Annotated in this window: 16 protein-coding genes and 1 tRNA gene; 6 read left to right on the top strand and 11 right to left on the bottom strand. The window is 37.9% G+C overall.

Annotation, left to right across the window (positions count from 1 at the left end):
* Positions 1-193: 193 nt before the first annotated feature.
* A complete protein-coding gene (gene purU / locus N3F66_11745; protein MCX8124815.1) occupies positions 194-1,054 on the top strand; it encodes a formyltetrahydrofolate deformylase in 861 nt (286 codons plus the stop codon).
* Here the strand turns inward: purU and N3F66_11740 are convergent.
* Positions 1,051-1,980 carry a tetratricopeptide repeat protein gene (locus tag N3F66_11740; GenBank protein MCX8124814.1) on the bottom strand — a complete coding sequence of 310 codons (930 nt, stop codon included), beginning with the start codon at positions 1,978-1,980 and terminating at the stop codon, positions 1,051-1,053. The two genes, purU and N3F66_11740, sit on opposite strands and share 4 nt — an antisense overlap.
* A gap of 38 nt (positions 1,981-2,018) precedes the next feature.
* Here N3F66_11740 and N3F66_11735 point away from each other — a divergent pair.
* From N3F66_11735 to N3F66_11720, 4 genes are all read left to right on the top strand, one after another.
* Positions 2,019-2,091, top strand: a tRNA-Phe gene (locus N3F66_11735).
* Between the two features lie 246 nt (positions 2,092-2,337).
* Entirely contained in the window at positions 2,338-3,639 is a 1,302-nt protein-coding gene (locus N3F66_11730) for an InlB B-repeat-containing protein (protein ID MCX8124813.1), read from the top strand.
* An 84-nt stretch (positions 3,640-3,723) separates the two neighbouring features.
* Positions 3,724-4,992, top strand: a complete 1,269-nt coding sequence (gene serS, locus N3F66_11725) for a serine--tRNA ligase (protein ID MCX8124812.1) — start codon at positions 3,724-3,726, stop codon at positions 4,990-4,992.
* On the top strand, positions 4,993-5,955 hold the full coding sequence (locus tag N3F66_11720; GenBank protein ID MCX8124811.1) for a hypothetical protein: 963 nt from the start codon (positions 4,993-4,995) through the stop codon (positions 5,953-5,955).
* Between the two features lie 845 nt (positions 5,956-6,800).
* On the opposite strand, the gene N3F66_11715 is transcribed toward N3F66_11720, so the two are convergent.
* Both N3F66_11715 and N3F66_11710 read right to left on the bottom strand, forming a co-directional pair.
* Positions 6,801-8,621 (bottom strand): polysaccharide biosynthesis protein, encoded by a 1,821-nt coding sequence (locus N3F66_11715; GenBank protein ID MCX8124810.1) that lies wholly within the window; start codon positions 8,619-8,621, stop codon positions 6,801-6,803.
* Between the two features lie 2 nt (positions 8,622-8,623).
* A complete protein-coding gene (locus N3F66_11710) occupies positions 8,624-9,772 on the bottom strand; it encodes a DegT/DnrJ/EryC1/StrS family aminotransferase (protein ID MCX8124809.1) in 1,149 nt (382 codons plus the stop codon).
* Positions 9,773-10,048: 276 nt separating this feature from the next.
* Between N3F66_11710 and N3F66_11705 the strand changes: the two genes are divergently transcribed.
* Positions 10,049-10,618 (top strand): outer membrane beta-barrel protein, encoded by a 570-nt coding sequence (locus tag N3F66_11705; protein ID MCX8124808.1) that lies wholly within the window; start codon positions 10,049-10,051, stop codon positions 10,616-10,618.
* A gap of 13 nt (positions 10,619-10,631) precedes the next feature.
* Here the strand turns inward: N3F66_11705 and N3F66_11700 are convergent, their stop codons facing one another.
* The 8 genes from N3F66_11700 to N3F66_11665 all read right to left on the bottom strand — a co-directional run.
* A complete protein-coding gene (locus tag N3F66_11700; GenBank protein MCX8124807.1) occupies positions 10,632-13,601 on the bottom strand; it encodes a hypothetical protein in 2,970 nt (989 codons plus the stop codon).
* 30 nt (positions 13,602-13,631) lie between these two features.
* The gene (locus N3F66_11695) at positions 13,632-14,042 is read right to left on the bottom strand and encodes a DUF2177 family protein (protein MCX8124806.1); all 411 of its coding nucleotides are present in this window, start codon (positions 14,040-14,042) and stop codon (positions 13,632-13,634) included.
* 340 nt (positions 14,043-14,382) lie between these two features.
* A complete protein-coding gene (locus N3F66_11690) occupies positions 14,383-14,883 on the bottom strand; it encodes a UpxY family transcription antiterminator (protein MCX8124805.1) in 501 nt (166 codons plus the stop codon).
* Positions 14,873-15,409: a winged helix-turn-helix domain-containing protein gene (locus N3F66_11685; GenBank protein MCX8124804.1), complete on the bottom strand. Its 537-nt coding sequence runs from the start codon at positions 15,407-15,409 to the stop codon at positions 14,873-14,875. The genes N3F66_11690 and N3F66_11685 overlap by 11 nt, the downstream gene beginning before the upstream one ends.
* A gap of 61 nt (positions 15,410-15,470) precedes the next feature.
* A complete protein-coding gene (locus tag N3F66_11680; GenBank protein ID MCX8124803.1) occupies positions 15,471-15,935 on the bottom strand; it encodes a hypothetical protein in 465 nt (154 codons plus the stop codon).
* Positions 15,917-16,270 (bottom strand): nucleotidyltransferase domain-containing protein, encoded by a 354-nt coding sequence (locus tag N3F66_11675; GenBank protein ID MCX8124802.1) that lies wholly within the window; start codon positions 16,268-16,270, stop codon positions 15,917-15,919. Before N3F66_11675 ends, N3F66_11680 begins: the two co-directional genes overlap by 19 nt.
* A gap of 156 nt (positions 16,271-16,426) precedes the next feature.
* On the bottom strand, positions 16,427-17,689 hold the full coding sequence (locus N3F66_11670) for an insulinase family protein (GenBank protein ID MCX8124801.1): 1,263 nt from the start codon (positions 17,687-17,689) through the stop codon (positions 16,427-16,429).
* A 7-nt stretch (positions 17,690-17,696) separates the two neighbouring features.
* On the bottom strand, positions 17,697-19,505 hold a 1,809-nt coding region (locus N3F66_11665; protein MCX8124800.1), incomplete at its 5' end, for a polyribonucleotide nucleotidyltransferase.

Genomic DNA, 19,505 nt, shown 5'->3' with positions numbered 1-19,505 from the left:
GTGCAGTTAGGGAAGACATTTGCAGAACGATTAGCAAAATTCTTACGGTATGATGAAGTTTACCGCAAGAGATATTCAATTGCTGGGTGGGTATAATGTAGGGGTCAGAGCATTATATTTTTGATTATATTATTGACAATAATTAGCCTTCAATACTTTTATTCACAATAATGCATATTCAGAGAGGGTTACTTTGCATTCTAAAGGAAGTGCAATTTTACTTATTTCATGCCCCGACAAAAAAGGAATTGTTTTTACAATTTCCAATTTTATATTTTCAAACAATGGTAATATCGTGCGTTCTGACCAACATGCAGATGAAGAGTCTGGCACTTTTTTCATGCGTATTGAATGGGATTTGAATGATTTTAGAATAAATAAAAATGATATTGTACATGCTTTTGAGCCAATAGCATCCCAATATAAAATGAACTGGCACCTACATTTTTCAGATAAACGCCAACGGACCGCTATCTTTGTTTCCAAAATGGATCACTGCCTGTACGATATTCTTCTTAAAGCAAAGGAAGGTGAGCTTGCTACCGATATTGCCTGTATTATAAGCAATCATGAATTATTAGGAACTATCGCCAAATATTTTAATATTCCCTTTTTTGTAATCCCTAAAACAAAAGAAAATAAATCACAACAGGAACTAAAAGAGCTTTCAATTCTTAAAGATCATGATGTTGATTGCATTGTGCTCGCCCGCTATATGCAGATATTATCACAAGATTTTGTTTCACATTATCCTAACAAGATAATCAATATCCATCACTCATTTTTGCCGGCATTCAAAGGAGCCAAACCTTACCACCAGGCATATCAACATGGAGTTAAAATCATCGGCGCAACAAGTCACTACGTGACCGAACTATTAGATCAGGGGCCTATCATAGAACAAGATGTCATTCGTGTGTCTCATAAAGATTCTATTGATGATATAATCAGAAAAGGTAAAGATATCGAAAAGCTAGTGCTATCGCGCGCAGTAAGAAAACATCTGGAACATAAAGTACTAGTTTATGCAAATAAAACTATTGTATTTGACTAATTGCTTGTTGATTCCAAACACTTGTTGTAATAATCTGCATTTTCGTCACGCAATATAGCATCATTAAGCTGCTTATATATTTCAAATAATAATGAATATGCTTCACAACGTGAACTGTCATTTGCTATGACTATTTTGCATAATGCGATAGCTCTATTAATATAAAAAGCCCTCCTTTTTGGATGTTTGTACTCAGCACACACATGTGCAAGAGTAAGCAGTGTATTAGTATCATTTGGATAAACCTTAATGCAATTTTCAAGGATATCAATTGCTTTATCAAGTTTTTTCTTCATACGGTACAGCAATGCTAATTCCATATATGCTTTGCTACTTGCAGGATTTATTTCTATGGCTTTTAAATAATGAGCTATTGCCTCATCTAAGTTTCCCTTCATTTTGGCATTAGACCCCTTTTCCATTTCAATGCGCACCGTATCGTCAGTTAACCGGTTACATTGGTCACTATGTATTGATGCAGCAGCATAGTCTTTGTCAATATTGTAAATACACGCCAAATAGTAATGTGCATACACTAACTGCTTCTGCTGTATAGCTTTAGTCAGGTGTTGCTTTGCTTTTTGATATTCGTTGAAAAAATAATACAATTTCCCTACTTCAAGATGAATATCAGGTTGTGCATCGTTTGCTTGCAATGATTGTAAAAAATATTGCAAAGCTTTGACCTTATCATTGTAATTCTCTAGGTAAATTTTTGCCAGTAAATTTGCTGCCTCCACATGCCTGGGGTCAGAGCCTAGAGCTAATTCCAGACTCAAAATAGCATAATTATACATCTGGTGTTTATATTGAATCTGTGCTTTCCTGTAATAAAAGGCAGCTTCTTGTTCACAATATGTTTCCGAGCAAAAGCATGCAATAATTGCTATTAAAAAACCAATTGCCAAAAATTTTTGTATTGACATTTTAGGACCCTTTCATTAAGTGTACACCCATAACAGTTGGTCAGGTAGCTCAGTCGGTAGAGCAGGGGACTGAAAATCCCCGTGTCGGCGGTTCGATTCCGTCCCTGACCAATTTCTTTCATCCTCAACATTGTTACATTCATCATACAATCATCATACCAACTGTACATAGTGTATATCGTATACTCTCATTTAAAAGCTATATGATTTTGTTGTATTATTTGCATTTTAATTTGGTACCTATTGCATGCTCCAACCCCAAAAATAATTTCTAAATTTTTTTATAATCAAATAATTTTTTTAATGTATAAGCGTATATATAGATAGCTACCAATAATTTACTCTTAGGAGCTATCTATGAAAAAATACTTTTTTTTGTTATTTATAATAATCGTTTCATGTAGCAATACTGGCAAAGATGAAATTAGTTTACCCTATCAGGACTTAAATGCCACTACTACTTCATGCATAGTGGTGTATAATGCAAACGGAGCAGAAGGAAATCCACCAATTGACACCACTACCTATAGGCCCAATGATATTGTAAAGGTTTTGCCCAACACTAATCTTGCCATGGAAAATTATAGCTTCATAGGATGGAGTTTGTACAGCAATTGTAGAGCTGACATCATAAAACCTGGATCCACATTTGTTATCACTGAATCAACAATGCTGTACGCATGTTTTACTAATGACACTGTTTATCAGGTAATATATTTTGCAGGAGAAGCACAAACGGGCTTACCTCCTGTTGATACCAATTACTACATCACCGGTGAATATGCCTGTATACTCCCCAATTCCGGCAATCTTCAAAAACGCGGATATAAATTTAATGGATGGCTTACCATGAGTAACCAAATGAAGTATATGCCTGGTGATCTAGTTCTTATAGAAAACCAAAATATTGAACTCATCGCACAATTTATTCCAAAACCACTTACGGTCACCTATTATGCAAACGGAGCAACAACGGGCACTGTTCCTGTGGATAACAATTTCTACGAGCAGGGAGAGCTGGTAACTATCGCCCATAATAGCGGCAATCTTGCAATTATTAATAAGGATGGAGTATCTTATTGTTTTGATTTCTGGGGCGATAGCTTTGGCAATACATACCTTCCCGGCAATTCTTACCCAATAGAGCAATCACTGCAGCTGTATGCCCAGTACCGACAATACATTGTACGAGATACTGGCCCTGCCGGCGGATATGTTTTCTACGATAAAGGGTACTATAGTGATGGATGGCGCTACTTAGAAGCTATGCGATTTGACATAAGTGATTCAGGAATTGTGTGGGAACAGCAATTACAGGCAGGGCAATACCGAACAACGGGGGCAACAGCCACTCAAATTGGAACTGGCCGCATAAATACACTCACAATACTGCAAATCCTTGGCAGTGGTCAGTATGCAGCAAAATTGTGTGCATCTATGATCTATAACAACTACAATGATTGGTACCTGCCTTCAAAGGATGAGCTTAACCTTTTGTTTCAATACAAATCTAGTATTGGTAACTTTACCAGCTATAATTACTGGAGTTCATCTGAGTATACTCAAAGCCGTGCATGGTGCCAAAATTTTGGCACAGGCGCACAGAGCACACAATATAAAAACAATACATACAGAGTACGGGCTATCCGCCAATTCTGATATTTTATCCTTTGTTTCTTGACAAAAATTGCTTCTATCCAATTACTATTTACACATATTTTATGAAGTGATAGAGGTTGCAGTATGATAGACCCTAAGATTGTCCGAGAAAATATTGAGCGCGTGAAATACACATTAAAAATCCGCAAAATGGAAGATGCTGTTGATATTGCACAGCTTGAAGAGCTTGATGCAAAACGAAGAAGCCTGATTGCAAAGATTGATGAACTCAGAACTCAGCGCAATACGCTTTCAAAGCAGGTTGGTGCACTAAAACAGAAAGGGGAAAACCCTGTGGAAATTATGGAAAAGGTACGCGGTATTGGCGATGAAATAAAAAAATATGAAGAAGAAATAGCAAGTATTGAAGAAACCTATAATACGTTAATGCTCTCAATACCAAATATTCTTCATGAATCAGTTCCCGTTGGCAACGATGAAAACGACAATGTGGTAGTCCGCACCTGGGGACAAAAACCGCAGTTTGATTTTACCCCAAAGCCCCACTATGACTTAGGTATACAGCTCAACATACTTGATTTTGAGCGTGGTGTTAAAATTGCGGGTGCCCGTTTTTACGTGTACAGGGGACTTGCTGCCCAGTTAGAGCGCGCAATTATTAATTTCATGTTAGACCTGCACACAAAAAAACACGGCTACACTGAAGTGTTTGGCCCCTTCATTGTGAATGATGACAGTATGATAGGTACTGGCCAGTATCCCAAATTTATGGATGAATACTACCGCATTGAGCGTGATGCACTTTCACTTATACCAACCGCCGAAGTTACCCTTACCAACCTCTATCGAGATGAAATCCTTGATGGCAAAGATTTGCCTATTTATGTTACCATGCAATCATCCTGTTTCAGGCGTGAGGCAGGTGCTGCTGGCAAAGATACACGCGGGCTCATACGCGTGCATCAGTTTCAGAAAGTGGAGCTAGTTAAATTTGTTGAACCTGAGTCTTCGTTTGATGAGCTTGAAAAACTTGTTGCTGACGCTGAAGAAGTGCTGCAACTGCTCAATCTGCATTACCGCGTGGTGCTTCTGTGCAGCGCTGATACCTCAGCCGCTTCATCTAAAACGTACGATATTGAGGTGTGGATGCCGGGATTAGGTCGATATGTGGAAATTTCATCATGTTCAAATTTTATTGACTATCAGGCTCGGCGTGCGCGCATACGCTATCGAAAAAAAGAAGGCGAAAAGCCAGTGCTGGTACATACACTAAATGGCTCAGGGCTTGCTGCAGGGCGAACTCTTGCAGCTATAATGGAAAACTACCAAACTAAAGATGGCACTATAAACATCCCTGATGTTTTGAAACCATACCTTGAAAAAACTATATAAATGATGTTGCACGTACATGCACCAACCTTTACCATAGTACGACATGCGCTTGCACTAGCACTTGCTTTAAAGAAAGATTGTACCATTACAGTTGATGAATCTATATGGCAGCATACACACTACAGCCGTACTCTCAATGCATTGGTGCAGGTATTACAAAATCTTTCAGTGCAATGTAGCTACACCAACAATATAATCACCATACACCCAAAGCCCCTGCAACCATTCACAGCAACCATTACCCTACACCCCTTTTGTCCAATAACCGATATTTTTTTGACGCTTGCACCAACACTATTGCACAACGCCATCCAATCAGAAATAATATTTCATGGTGTTACTCATTGCCAGTATGCTCCTTCAACCGGTTTTATACGCTTTGGGCTTGCGCCGCTGCTTGCACAATTTGGCTGCTACATTGCAAGTGCCACTAAAAAATTTGGATTTTATACTGCAACCGGTACAGTGGCAACAAAGGTGTATCCCTCATACCCAAAGCAAATAGGGGCGATAGCTCAACACACCAGGATCACCGGTATACGCATATACATTGCTAACATTGACCAGGAATTTGCCTTTTATCAAAAAAAAGAGCTGTGCAGAGCACTTTCGTTAAGTGACGATACCGTGAGCATCATGCAGGTAGCAAATGTCACCAATCATGGCAATGCAATCGACGTGTTCTTTACTACAGGGGATATTCCATCAATGCTGTCTTTTACCATGCCTTTATACGATGATACCGGCAATTTTGTGTTTGACGATGCAATGATGCAGGAGTTTTTACATAACATCATTACTACCTGTTTGCAAAGCTTTGAATATATACCACCGCCTGTTGTACAAGAAGCACTGCCGTTTTTAATTGCTTCGGGTATTGATTATAATGTGGCAGAAATGTTACAGCCACATAGTAAATCAGTTGAAAATTATAGGATTTATCATTTATTTTACTCTAGTTAATTAGATGTATTCCTGCCATGTAACAAAAAAACTGCACAACGTATTTTATATTGATAAAATTTATATATCAGCTTAGATTAAATGCCATTAAATTCATACTAGATACTGGTTGTGTACAATCAATTGCATAAATCTTAAGTTGATATAACAATGCAATAGAATTTAAAAAAAATATAAAGAAAAAAAACATCATTAAAAAGAATCCACCATATTTTAACTTACAAACAATGTTTATGAAATAAAAATAAGGGAAATTATATAAAATGCACATCCAAAAATGAGGTGCACCACAAAACAATGTAACCCACATAAAAAAGATATATGGTACAAAGATTGTTCATACACAACTACACATATATAGACTCTTATGATGATTTATACATACATAACCAGTAGTGAACGTGAAATAACCCAAAAAATGCTGTATACACAAAATAATTTTTAACTTCAAGAAATTTCACGTAGGGTAAGCCCATTGTTATCTACCGAGTTACAATGACTTAAACAAAAAGCATCACTTACTTACAATGCTAAAAAATCCACATAAAAAGGAAAAAAGAGATGTATAGAGGCAAAGCAAAAATTACAGCACCCTTGAAATACGTAAAAAAATAATATCGTTACTGGTATAATGTTTTTTGACATTGTTGATTACGTATGTACTGCAAACAAAAAATAAAGTACAGATGATACAAGTTTATATATCAATGGATATATAAAAGCATCTAAAGTAGCAATCATAAACAGTTACAGTATCATCTAAATGTTACACTTTAAACTTTAAGTTTCATCAATATTTTAGGAAAATACAATTATGCCTGTTGACATTAGCACGATGAAATATATTAGCTGTAGGGTTTGTACTCAGTAACTATCGCTTTAATTATTTCTTTGCACTCATCATTGCTTAAATTTTGTACATACTCTGGTGTTAGCTTTATTATTTTTCGTACCGATAGCTCTTCGTATCCATTGTGAGCTATGCGGTATATTTTTTTATGAGCTGTGGAGAGTAGTTCTTCACCCTGATCCCACAAATCTTCATGAAGTTTTTCACCAGGGCGTATACCTGTATACACAATTTGTATATCACTATCAGGTTCATATCCCAAAAGTTTGATTAAATTCCGTGCGACCTCCTCTACCCTGTATTGCTTGCCCATATCAAGGACAAAGATTTCACCGCCTTGTGAAAGAACCGCAGAATGAATTACCAGCATCACAGCCTCAGGGATACTCATAAAGTATCGGGTCATCTCAGGATGGGTTATGGTTACTGGTCCCCCATTTGCAATCTGCTGATAAAAAAGAGGAATGACCGAACCACGGCTCCCAATGACATTGCCAAAACGTACACAGCATGTGCGCATCTGTTGGCAATTGTAGGCAAGAGTGATAATCTCAGCCATACGCTTAGTTGCGCCCATCACGCTTACCGGACGCACCGCTTTATCCGTAGAAATGCACACAAATTGCTGTACCCCTGCATTACACGCTGCCTCAAGTACAGTGCGTGTTCCTATACAGTTATTACGTATTGCTTCCTGTGGATTTTGTTCCATTATATCAACATATTTGTGTGCAGCAGCATGAAACACAATATGTGGTTTTTCTTTTTCCATAATTTTCTGCATTCGGACTGCATCATTGACATCAGCAATATAGTAGACAATATCAGCATCTTCAAAATACCGTGCATACTTACCAAGAGCACACTGCAAATTATATATTGAATACTCACCTCTCCCAAGAGCAACAATACGGCTTGCCTTAAACTGCAAAAGCTGTCTGCAAATTTCAGAACCAATGCTACCACCTGCACCAGTAACCAGAATAGTTTTCCCTTTACAATAGTCCTCTATTAACATACTATCGATTTCTATTTCCTCACGGCCTATAAGCTCTTCAACACCTATTCCCCTTAGCTCAGGGGTCAGAGCCTTTTCAAAAAGTTTTGTTACTGCCGGCAATATAGAAATGGTGACATTATCACATGAACGAATAATTTTAATTATACGGTCAATGTCTTTCTGTGATGCAGAGGGCATTGCCACTATACATTCTTTCACATGATATTGTTCCACAATAGCAGGAATATCCTCAGTAGTTCCAAGTACAGGCTTTCCACACAGCAATGTCCCAACTTTTTGTTTGTTATCATCCACAAAACCTATGATGTTATCAGCCCTTCCATCGCGCTTAAATTCAGCAAGCAGCGTTCTGCCCGCTTCACCAGCGCCGGCAATAAGAATAAGTTTTGATTTCTTTTTAGGAGGGGCAGCGCTGTGTGATTTTACTTCCCTTACCACTGTTCTATAAGTAATTGTTATCACAAGGCCCATGCTGCCACATACAATAACACCCTGGGTATGAATGGCAGGAATAAACAAACCAATAGCTAATACTGCAATGCTACCGCCCACAAAACCACCTATTATCCGGTAATAATCCTGAATTGTAGCGTAGCGCCATAGAATGCGATAGCTCTGAGCCATATACAACCCAACCATCACACCCATTAAATGAATAACAGAAGTGGTAATGATCGTATGACCTGAATATTGCAATATTTGTGCTGCAAAGAAATAGCTTGCTACAATACTTACAGCATCAGCAACGATATAGGCAATAGCTGAAAGTTTTGGTATATATGCAATTTTCTTCATAGTTATCTTTTATATTCCTTTGCAATAGTACACACGTTCTCAATTACATAGCTTACCTGCTCATCCGTCATTGAAGGATATATAGGCAGGCTAATCTCCCGCGCAAAGACCCATTCGGCATTAGGGAAATCTTTTTCTTTATTCCCATACAGAGAAACAAAATATGAAAAGCGGTAAAGTGGAATAAAATGAACACTTGTCATTATCCCACGCTCTTCTAATTTTAAAATAAACTCATCTCGGCTTATACTAAGCGCATCCAGATTAAGCTTCAGCGGGTAAAGATGCCACGCTGAAATGCCTTCTTTTACAATATAGGGAATCAAGACATCATTATTAGCAAAGGCTTCATTGTATCTATGAGCTATCGCTTCCCTCAAATCCTTAAGCCTTTCCACCTTTTGTAGCTGCGTCAATCCCATCGCAGCAGCAACATCAGTCATGTTGTATTTATATCCAGGTTCATGTATATCGTACTGCCAACTGCCACCTTTTGTATAGCGCTTCCACGCATCACGGTTCATTCCATGAAGCCGCAACGACCGTGCACGCTGTGCCCACTCTTCATTGCCTGTTACCAGCATGCCGCCTTCACCTGTTGACAATGTCTTTGTTGCATAGAAGCTGTAGCAACCAATATCCCCTATAGTACCAGCAAGTTTGGTACCATACCACGATGGAAGTGCATGTGCAGCATCTTCAATCACATAGAGGTTGTGTTGACGTGCAATATCCATTATTGCATCCATAGCGCATGGGTGTCCAGCGTAATGCACAGGAATAATGGCTTTTGTACGTGGCGATAATAACTTAAGAATTGATTCAACACTGATGCAATGAGTATCTTTTTCAATATCAGCAAAGACAGGAGTTGCACCGCAATAGAGAGCAACTTCAGCAGTAGCAACAAATGTGTTTGCAGGGACTATCACCTCATCTTTTTGTGTGATATTACACAACTTCAGTGCCAGATGTAATGCTGCTGTGCAGGAGCTTACCGCCACTGCAAAAGGAATACCTGTATATTCACTGAAGCGCATTTCAAACTCAATGGTTTTTGGACCCATTGTGGTCCAGCCACTTTTTATAGAACTCACCGCAGCATCTATGTCACTATCATCAATATAGGGAACATGAAACGGGATATTCATTGTGCACAATCCTTTTTTAGCATAACATGTTTATTATATATTGTCGGAAAAAAATAGCATGGATAATATGAAAAACTATTCGCAGGCCCTATGGTATATTTACACTTTTATTTGATGGGGCTGAAAAAAGTATTGAAAAATTTAATTAATTTTTCAAAAATAATACTTCATGAAAAAATATGTGATGTGCATTGTTTTATTTCATACATTATATTATTAGGAAATAATTAGTGAAAAAAATCAAAGTTCTTAAAAACACATTGAATGAGGATACCCATGAAACCATACATCACCCACATTTTTCTTGCATTATGTATAGTTGCTATCCCTTCTGTATCGTTTGCAATAGCTGATATTGCAGTTATGGGAGGATATACCCCCTATGGTAAAATAGAATTTTATGACAAGGAGTATGACTCACTCAAAGGATTTAACTATGGCCTAATGGGACACCTTAACGTTGACACTGAAGTAATTATGTTTGGATTGGGTATCTATTACCATGGGGAACGGTTACAATATACATTTAATGGCGACAAGCGAAAATTCACTGTGTTACAATCATGGGGACCTGATCTAATCATTATGATAACCGCAAGCGAAATAATTTCCCCGTATGCACGAGTTGGCATTGCTCTTTTCAGTGAACTCAAATATGATTATGGATATGATAAAAAAGAAAAGACACGATTCTTTAACAGTGCCTGGTGGGCAATAGGATCGGGCATTCATATAACCCAAGAGATTCTGGTGTTTGGTGAATTGCAACGCATATCAATGTCACACGACAACGAGCATTCAGCAAAGCGGTACACACTAAATGCCGGGGCAATGTTTAACTTTTAGATCTGTTATAATTTTATAAAAACCACAAAAACGTATGCTTCCTCTGGCCATTTTGTTCTACGTATTTATACAGCCCTTTCAAAATGGAAAATTTGACAAATCCTGTTTCCTGTTCCACCTCATAATTCCATAATATGCCCCACACACTTCCCACTGAATGATACTGACGCTGCGGTCTTTTCTTTTCATCAAATAGTATTCCTAAAAGCACAAGGCGGCGTGCATCATTTGTGTGCTTTTGTTCATTGTGGTAGTATACAAGACCTAGGCCACCTATATCAAAAATTTCACTATATGAACGATAAAACCCACTGAGCAGCACTGGCATAAGCAACAAACTTGAATGATTATCACTATAGTAATAATAGAATGGAAGTACTTTATGACTAAATCCATACCTATTGTTTTCAAAGCCCACAAGCCATAATACCGCATCTACATCATGGTCAGCATACTTTTTATTATAGTCATACTCAAACAAAGTTCCCCATAGCAATCGTAATTTTACCAATTCTGGAGTGTATTCAGCATAAATTGTTGTGAACAGATATGAATACTCTTCTTTATATATGTTGTTTGTATCAGAATAATATAGCTTGCGATCATACAGCAAAAGCACATCATCATGCATATAATACGTTGACCTGTGCCGATAGTATCCAGCAATAAAAAGCGTATTTCCCCACATAGTATTTTCTATGTTATTATATGCACTATAATATGTAAGCAACAGTGGGATACATAATGTATACTGTGATGATGGCTCTTCTGAACTGTTTTTATAATATAGCGGATTAATTTGCGTACTTTGAACTACAGTGTTGCCTTTTACATATTCTTTATTATAGTGTAGTATTGAAAATGACCGTGTGATACTAAACGTGCCATCATTCCACGTTCTGTGCCAGTAGAGCGGAAATATTCTGAAACCGTTTATATCCTTGGAGCTGTACCAATTTATAAACGGCCATAGCACTGTTGTTTCATGGTAACCATTACCCCCAACTTCATCCCAATACAGATTGAGTGCATACGCTTTAAAATACGTATCACCTTTCTTTTGATACCCATACAATGGAAACAACACAAAATATTCCTGGTCATCTTCTCTATACGAACAATAAAATGGAAGCAGCACAAAAAGCTTGTTTCTTGAAGCTTCATCCCATGTAAGCCACGAGAGAGGCAAAAGCCTGAAATGACGCCTGCTGTCAGCCTTCTCAAATGCCATAAGCCCAAATCCAATTTTCCACCCCCAGAACACTTCAGCATCTTCACGAGTTACGGTTTTCTTTTTTACAATCTGTGGTGTGGTGATGCTTTTATCATCAGGAGTGGCGATAGCTACTGATGATTGCTCACTGCTTCCAATAATATGCCCATAGGTGTCATTTGCTTTTTGCCCATGCTGCAGGTTGCTATCGCCTCCATTATTGTTAATTTTTTTTAACGGGATACGCGTTGAAAAACTCCACACCTCATACAGCCATGAAATATCCGTATCAAGGTACAAAGCGCTTTTACCTGTACCAATATTCATTGCAACATCGGGAGTGAACACACCGGTATACGTCTTTCGTGCATAACCAGTGATGTTAATATGGATTGATGTACGTGAATCCTGATAATTGTAAAAAAGAGGCAGTACTATGGTTCCTCTGCTTTCTTCGTTGTACCATGAAAAGTAAAAGGGAAGTATATGCATGTAGTAACCTGCCACAGAACCTGTATCACTGCCATCGTTGATTGCACTATATTTTTTGTTATGATAATACAGCCATATCCAGAGCCTGTCAGCATCATGAGACCATGTGTGGTAATGAAATAAGCTATATGAAATTCCCTCATTTTGTGTAATAGCAGGCCTGCAATAGAACGGAATATAGTAACGGTATCCATATTCCTTGAATTCATGAAATATCAGTGGTGCTATCCACAGGGATTGCAATGAGCCTTTATGCATCTTCCAGTCAATCAACCACAAAAGATTAGTATGGGAGCTATCGCCCCCATAACTATGATACAACAGTGGGATTATAGGGAACCACAGGTTTTTGTACATAGTATTTTTTGTTGCTTCATCTGTAATAGTACGTCTTCCAAAAAGTGGTGTTATGTATTGTTTTGTTACATGAGAATCATTGCTGTGTTGCCATATTGCAAAGAGTGGCATTACGTGAAAGTAATAATCACCATTAGCATACATTTTATTAACATATAGTGGTGCCATCAAAGAGAAATATCCATCATTCCCTCTTTTCCACAACACAAAGGGAATAAACCAAAAACGGTCAATACCGTCAGTATTCCAGGAATAATCCAGAAGCCACAGTATATTTCTGTGCCCGCCAGTTGTACTCACATGATGATAGGTTAAAGGTATAATTGGAGCCCAGAACAAATATTCATTGGGAATACTTGTTGTTTGATAATAATAGAGAGGTGTCACACATTCACTGTACTTTTCGGTCCCTGAATTGTATGAATTGTAGTATGTCAATAATGGAATACCCAAAAAATATCTTTCATAATAAGGCTTTTCATCAGGATAATTTTGCCTTTTACCCCACCAAAAAAGTAACAGCAAAGATTTATCATATTCAAATTCAGTCGTAGAAGAGTACCATGCAGGAAACAGTAAATACTCAGTAACTTCATCTCTATCAGTTTTTATATATGTTAATAGGGGGAAAATTATTGTTTTTTTACGACTGTCAATTTTGCTTTTAAGATGGTAAAACAATGGCACTACCCTGTATGATGTGTACTTTGGATAATCAGTATACTTATACAGCCATAGTACCATCAGCGAATAGTGATTATTCCATTTTTCCTGCTCCACAAATAATGATTTTATGGGGTATTTTTCTTCCTTTTCACTACCATATACTTCGTGCTCACCCGCATTGAGATCTTCCCACTCAGCATAGAGCGGGGTCAGAGCCATGATAAAAAATATCACAGCGCCGTAGAGTATAGTCATGATGCCATTATTTTTTATATGACCTAACAATTATGCCACACTTTGCCACTTTAAAAGTATTGCAATCTTAACCGTGAGTGCGCTCACTACAGCCCCAATACATGCACCCCATAACAAATCAACACATGTTACTAGCACTGGCCAGCCTTTTACTGTTGCCTGATTAGTTAAATCATACGTTGCATAGGTTATCAGCCCAAAAAGTGCACCAGTATATAATGCCTGCATCACAGAACCTGCTTTTAATGCTGGCACTATGCAAAAATACTGTAGTCCAATTATAAACAATAGATAAAAGGCAATAACTGCCCACCACACTACATCGCCCATAATGTACCCCAGATAGGTTCTGTACATGTTTTTAGCTATAACACCCAACCATAATGCATCAATAGCCAAAAACAGGATTAAAGCAACAATGTATAGCTTTAGATAATTCATGCAAGCCCCCTTTTAAAATATTAATGTAATCAAAAACAACACCCCCGGCCCCTGCTTTAAAATCATGCATACCATGCGCATTGAGACACTTACCAATCATCTTTTTGTATTCTGTAAATCTACATGTATAGCCAGGGAAATTTTATTAAAGAATTGTAATTTGCATAGCTATAGTGCATACTGTATGACATAGAGATATAAAAAACAAATGTTTTTTAATTTTTACGCATTTATATTTTTACTTATGATTGGTAAACATTCAACTTTCTTTTTTATTTACGATCCTACTATTTTACAGATATCCACAATAGAATGAATATATTGCTTACCAATGGAAAAATTACAGGATTGGCTCTACATCATGTATATCTACTTTCACTGAAACTCCCTTCTGTAATATATCAATAGAAACGACTACATGATGTTCTTTATCTTTGCTCACCAATATGCCCTGTATACCCATAAGCGGACCATCAGTTATTCTCACCTTCTGACCTTCTTTTAAATATGGGTGTTCATCAATGTCACACTTGCTGTGTACCATTTTATATATTGCATCAACCTGTTCTTGGGGTACGGGCTTGTAACCGGAGCTATCGCCCAGTATCTTTACAACACCCTGTACTTTTAACACATTAATGAACTGCACATTATCATTGACAAGTTTGATAAACAAATACCCAGGGAAAAGGGGGAAAGCAACGCGTTTTTTCCTGTCCTTCCACTGACGTAATTTTTCAACCAGAGGCAGAAAGACCTCAACGCCTTTTGATTGTAACTGTGAACACACTTTACTTTCATGGCGCGAACGAACATAAACGGCATACCAGTTACTTGCCATTGTGCCACACCAGTAGTGCATGTTCCAGGTTAATTTTATCTTTATATTTGGCTTTTTCTTTTGGCGACAGCACCAGCGGTCGTATCTTGCGCTTAATTATCCCCTCTGCTTTCTGAATGAGTTGCGCAAGATAAGAGTAATCAACTGCACCAATAATTACTACATCTATAATGCCGCTGTCAATGCCCTTAGCGTAATCACCAACTACATACGCTTCGTGGACCTTGCCTAATTTTGCAAGCACACTGTCTATGAGCACATCAATACCTAAAAACTTCTTTACTACATTGTGAATGTCTTTATACAGAGGGTGTTTTGTATTAGCATTATAGAATACTTTATTGCCGGTTGCACTGCGCTCCAGATAACCTGCTTCAACAAGGCGATCAAGCTCCACTCTGACTGCATTAGTAGATTCATTCATCTGCGCAGCAAGCTCGCGAAGATACCCTTTTGTTGAAGGGTTAATAAAAAATTTTAGCAATATCTTCAGCCGTGTTTTTGATGTAATCAGTGCATCTAACATGAGTAAAACGAGTAATAAAATTGCTCAATTTTGTCAAGTGATTATTATAATTAAATCCAGCTCATTGCTTATTTTCTAGTACATTCAAAAATGCAGTAATGTCATTTTTATATATCTTTTGCAATTTTAATGCATCTTCTAACACTATATTAATTTTTCGTTTATCCAGTTCATACGAGTATGCGTGCCTAAAAAAATGACGAAATGAACGTAAATTGTCAAGCAACATTAACGTTTCCTCTGATATTAATTTTGGTCGTATACCTTCTATAGAAATTGACATTCGTCTAAGCAATTCATAATGATATTTACTTGCATTATCAATATTATTTTCAAATTCACGCGCAATAATTTTAAACAAATCCTCAAAAGCACAATATAAGTTATGTAACTGATATCCTATATTTTCAACAACCCACTTCCCTTTCTTTTTCTTTCTTTCATCAATTTTACTATAAATTTTATCTATTACAGCAATTTGTGCTTCTATTGAAGATCTTAGCAACATTAACCTTTCTTTTTCCATTGAATGCCCTCTTTTAGTATTATTGGTCCTAACCTGTGTTTCTCTATCTGTACCACATCTACTTCATACCCAAGTTGCGAAGATAAAAATGACATTGCTTTAAAAAAATCTTTATCATTAAGACCTAAAAAACCTATATCAATATCCGAGCTTTCTTTGAATGCATACGGCCTTGTAATTGAACCAAAAATATATGCTTCTGTAAAATCAATAATCAACTGCAACTCGGAAAGAGCAGTATCAAGCTTTAATAGTAAATCACAACGGATACGCTCACGTTGTTCTTTTTTTTTATTTATTATTTCATCTAAAATGTATGTGGGTGATTGTGGCATATTATTACAATCATTCACTACGTTATTTGCTTTTAATGTATATTTTGCAAACATCAAAAGTCAAGCACAATCAAGGTGTTGTTACGATTATTAAACACAACATAGGTTAAAAGGTTTTTACAGGTGCAAAGCAGGTACACATATTTAATGCAAAAATTATAATTCAAGATGAAATGAATCAATAGGATTCTGTGGTAGTCTGCCAATTGTAACTAGGGTAAATCGCGAATTACCTAAAATCCTATGAGCAACCCGCATGAAATCATCCAGAGTAACCGCCTGAATATTTCGAACTATTTCCTTGAATGTTAATTGCTGACCAAACACAATCTCATTTTTTGCAATATGGCTCATTCGCACTTCAGTGCTCTCTAAACTTAAAGCCATATTCCCTACAAGATAGCTCTTTGCATCAGCCAATTCATCTTCGGAAATCCCTTGAGCAAGGAGCTGTCGGCACTCATTTGCCACTAACTTCAGCAGTTTGTTGTACTGCAAAGGAGATGTTCCGCAATAAATACCAAATACACCGGTATCCATGAACGAGGAATGGAAGCAGTATATGCTATAGCATAATCCTTCTTTTTCACGGATATTCTGAAAAAGGCGAGATGACATGCTTCCACCCAGAATAGTATTAAATACATAGTACGCCCATCTATCCTCATCAACTTTGCTCAAACCATCAGTGCCAATGCACAGATGAATCTGCTCAAGGTCTTTATCAAGGTGTTGTCTTATTTTACGCTCATAGTAGGGTGATACAATCAGGTTTTTTTTATTCTTTGGTGTACAGTCCTTGCAGAAATAATTCTCTATTATACGTCTGGCTTCATCAACATTAAAGTTTCCTGAAATAACAAAAAGACATGAATCATCAGTGTAATGGTGTTTATAAAATGCTAGAATGCTTTCACGATTAATTGAGCTTATTGTATCAATGTTGCCCAGTATTGAATGTCCCAGAGGGCTGTTATAAAACATGGTATCCATAAAAAGATCATGTATGTGCTCATCCGGTGTATCTTCATACATGCGGATCTCTTCAATTACCACATTTTTTTCTTTTTCTATCTCCTCAGCATCAAAAGTAGAATTAAAATAAGTATCCGATAGTATCTCTACAGCAAGCTCCAGGTAATCAGATACAACATTAATATAATAGCAAGTATATTCCCTATTAGTTGCAGCATTGTGCTGTCCACCAACTCTATCCACCAGGCGTGCTATATCTTTAGCACTGTATTTTTCAGTGCCTTTAAATAGCATATGCTCAATGAAATGGGCATAGCCCATTTCACCTTTTTTTTCGTGCCGTGAGCCTACCTTAATCCATAGACCACACGACACCGATACAACATTATCTATTGGCTCAAGTAAAACTGTGAGGCCATTTGGCAGTGTAAATTTATGAACCATTGTTTTACTAATGCTTCTTCATAGCATCTTTGCGGCTTAAGTTGATGCGTCCCTGATCATCAATGCCAATAACTTTTACCAAAACCTCATCACCTTCTTTTAGAACATCTTTCACGTTTTCAACACGTGAGTGGTCAAGCTTGGAAATATGTACCAATCCCTGCTTGCCTGGCAATATTTCAACAAATGCGCCAAAATCGGTTATTCGCTTTACAATGCCTTTGTAGATAGCACCAACTTCCACTTCCTCAACCAGCCCCTTTATTGCACGCTGCGCTCTATCTATTGAGTCCTGTTCGTTAGCAGATATAAATACCGTTCCATCCGGCTCAATATTAATCTCAGCACCTGATTCTTCAATTATCTTCTTTATGACTCTACCACCTGGCCCAATTACTTCACCAATCTTTTCAATCTCAATCTTCATCACAGCTATTTTTGGTGCATGAGGCGATAGCTCCTTAGAAGGCTCGGAAATAACTTCATTCATTTTTTCTAATATATAGAGCCTGCCTTCCCTTGCCTGCTCAAGCGCTTTGCGCATAATTTCTGTGGTGATGCCCTCTATCTTGATGTCCATCTGGAATGCAGTGATACCGGTTGCGGTGCCTGCAACTTTGAAATCCATATCACCTAAGTGGTCCTCTATGCCCTGAATGTCGCTTAATATAGCATAACGGTCACCCTCAAGCACTAGTCCCATCGCAATACCTGCTACTGGTGCTTTCATAGGAACACCCGCATTAAACAATGCAAGAGAGCCAGAACACACAGTAGCCATTGATGATGAGCCGTTTGACTCAAGTATCTCAGATACTACTCGAATAGTATAGGGGAAAGTAGCTTCATCCGGGATAGCATATTCAAGTGCACGCTCGGCCAGCATACCATGGCCAATCTCACGGCGACCAACACCACCTACTCTTCCAACTTCACCAACACTGAACGGTGGGAAATAGTAGTGGAGCATAAACCGCTTGTACGACTCTTCCAGCAGATCAATGCTGTCAATGCGCTGGGAATCAGCAACCGTTCCTAAAGTCACTATCCCTAGACTTTGCGTCTGGCCTCGTGTAAACAGTGCCGATCCATGTGCACGGGGTAAAATGCCAATCATAATATCAATTGGCCGTATATCCGTAAGCCCTCTTCCATCGGCTCGTTTGCCTTCATTCAATATTCGAGAACGCACCACTTCAGCATCAAGATTGTCAACAATTTCAGTTGCCAGTTTAATTGTATTGGGAAACTGTTCCTGCAACTGGTTGGTTATTGCGGCAATAATAGCTTCCTTTGCCTGTTCCCGCGCTTTCTTTTCGTGAATTTCTTTTAAATTTTCTATATCCTTGAAATACCGCTCTCTGATAACCTTTTCCAGTTCCTTATCGCTTAATTTGGGCTCATAGGCCATGATTGGCTTGCCACAGGCTTGTTGCAATGCTTCCTGTACTTCACATAATGTAACAATATGTGCATGGGCAAACTCAACAGCTTCTATCATCTTGTCTTCGGTTAAATTCTTTGCCTGCCCCTCAATCATGGTTACAGCCTTTTTGGTGCCAGCCACAACAAGATCAATATCACTGCGTTCCATCTCCTGAAAATATGGGTTTATCTTCCACTGCCCATTGATCCTGCCAACTCTCACTGCACCAACAGGGCCCTTAAAGGGAATGCCCGAAATAATGAGAGCTGCCGATGCAGCATTTATTGCTAAAACATCGGGTTGATGTTCCCGGTCTGCAGAGAGCACATAAATAATAACCTGAACTTCATTGACAAAATCATCAGGAAATAGCGGGCGTATAGGTCTATC

This window comes from Spirochaetota bacterium, assembly GCA_026414805.1.
In the GTDB taxonomy this organism is placed as follows: Bacteria; Spirochaetota; UBA4802; order UBA4802; family UB4802; genus UBA4802.
The sequence above is the reverse complement of the archived record's forward strand: the minus strand, read 5'-3'. Positions and strand labels throughout refer to the sequence as shown.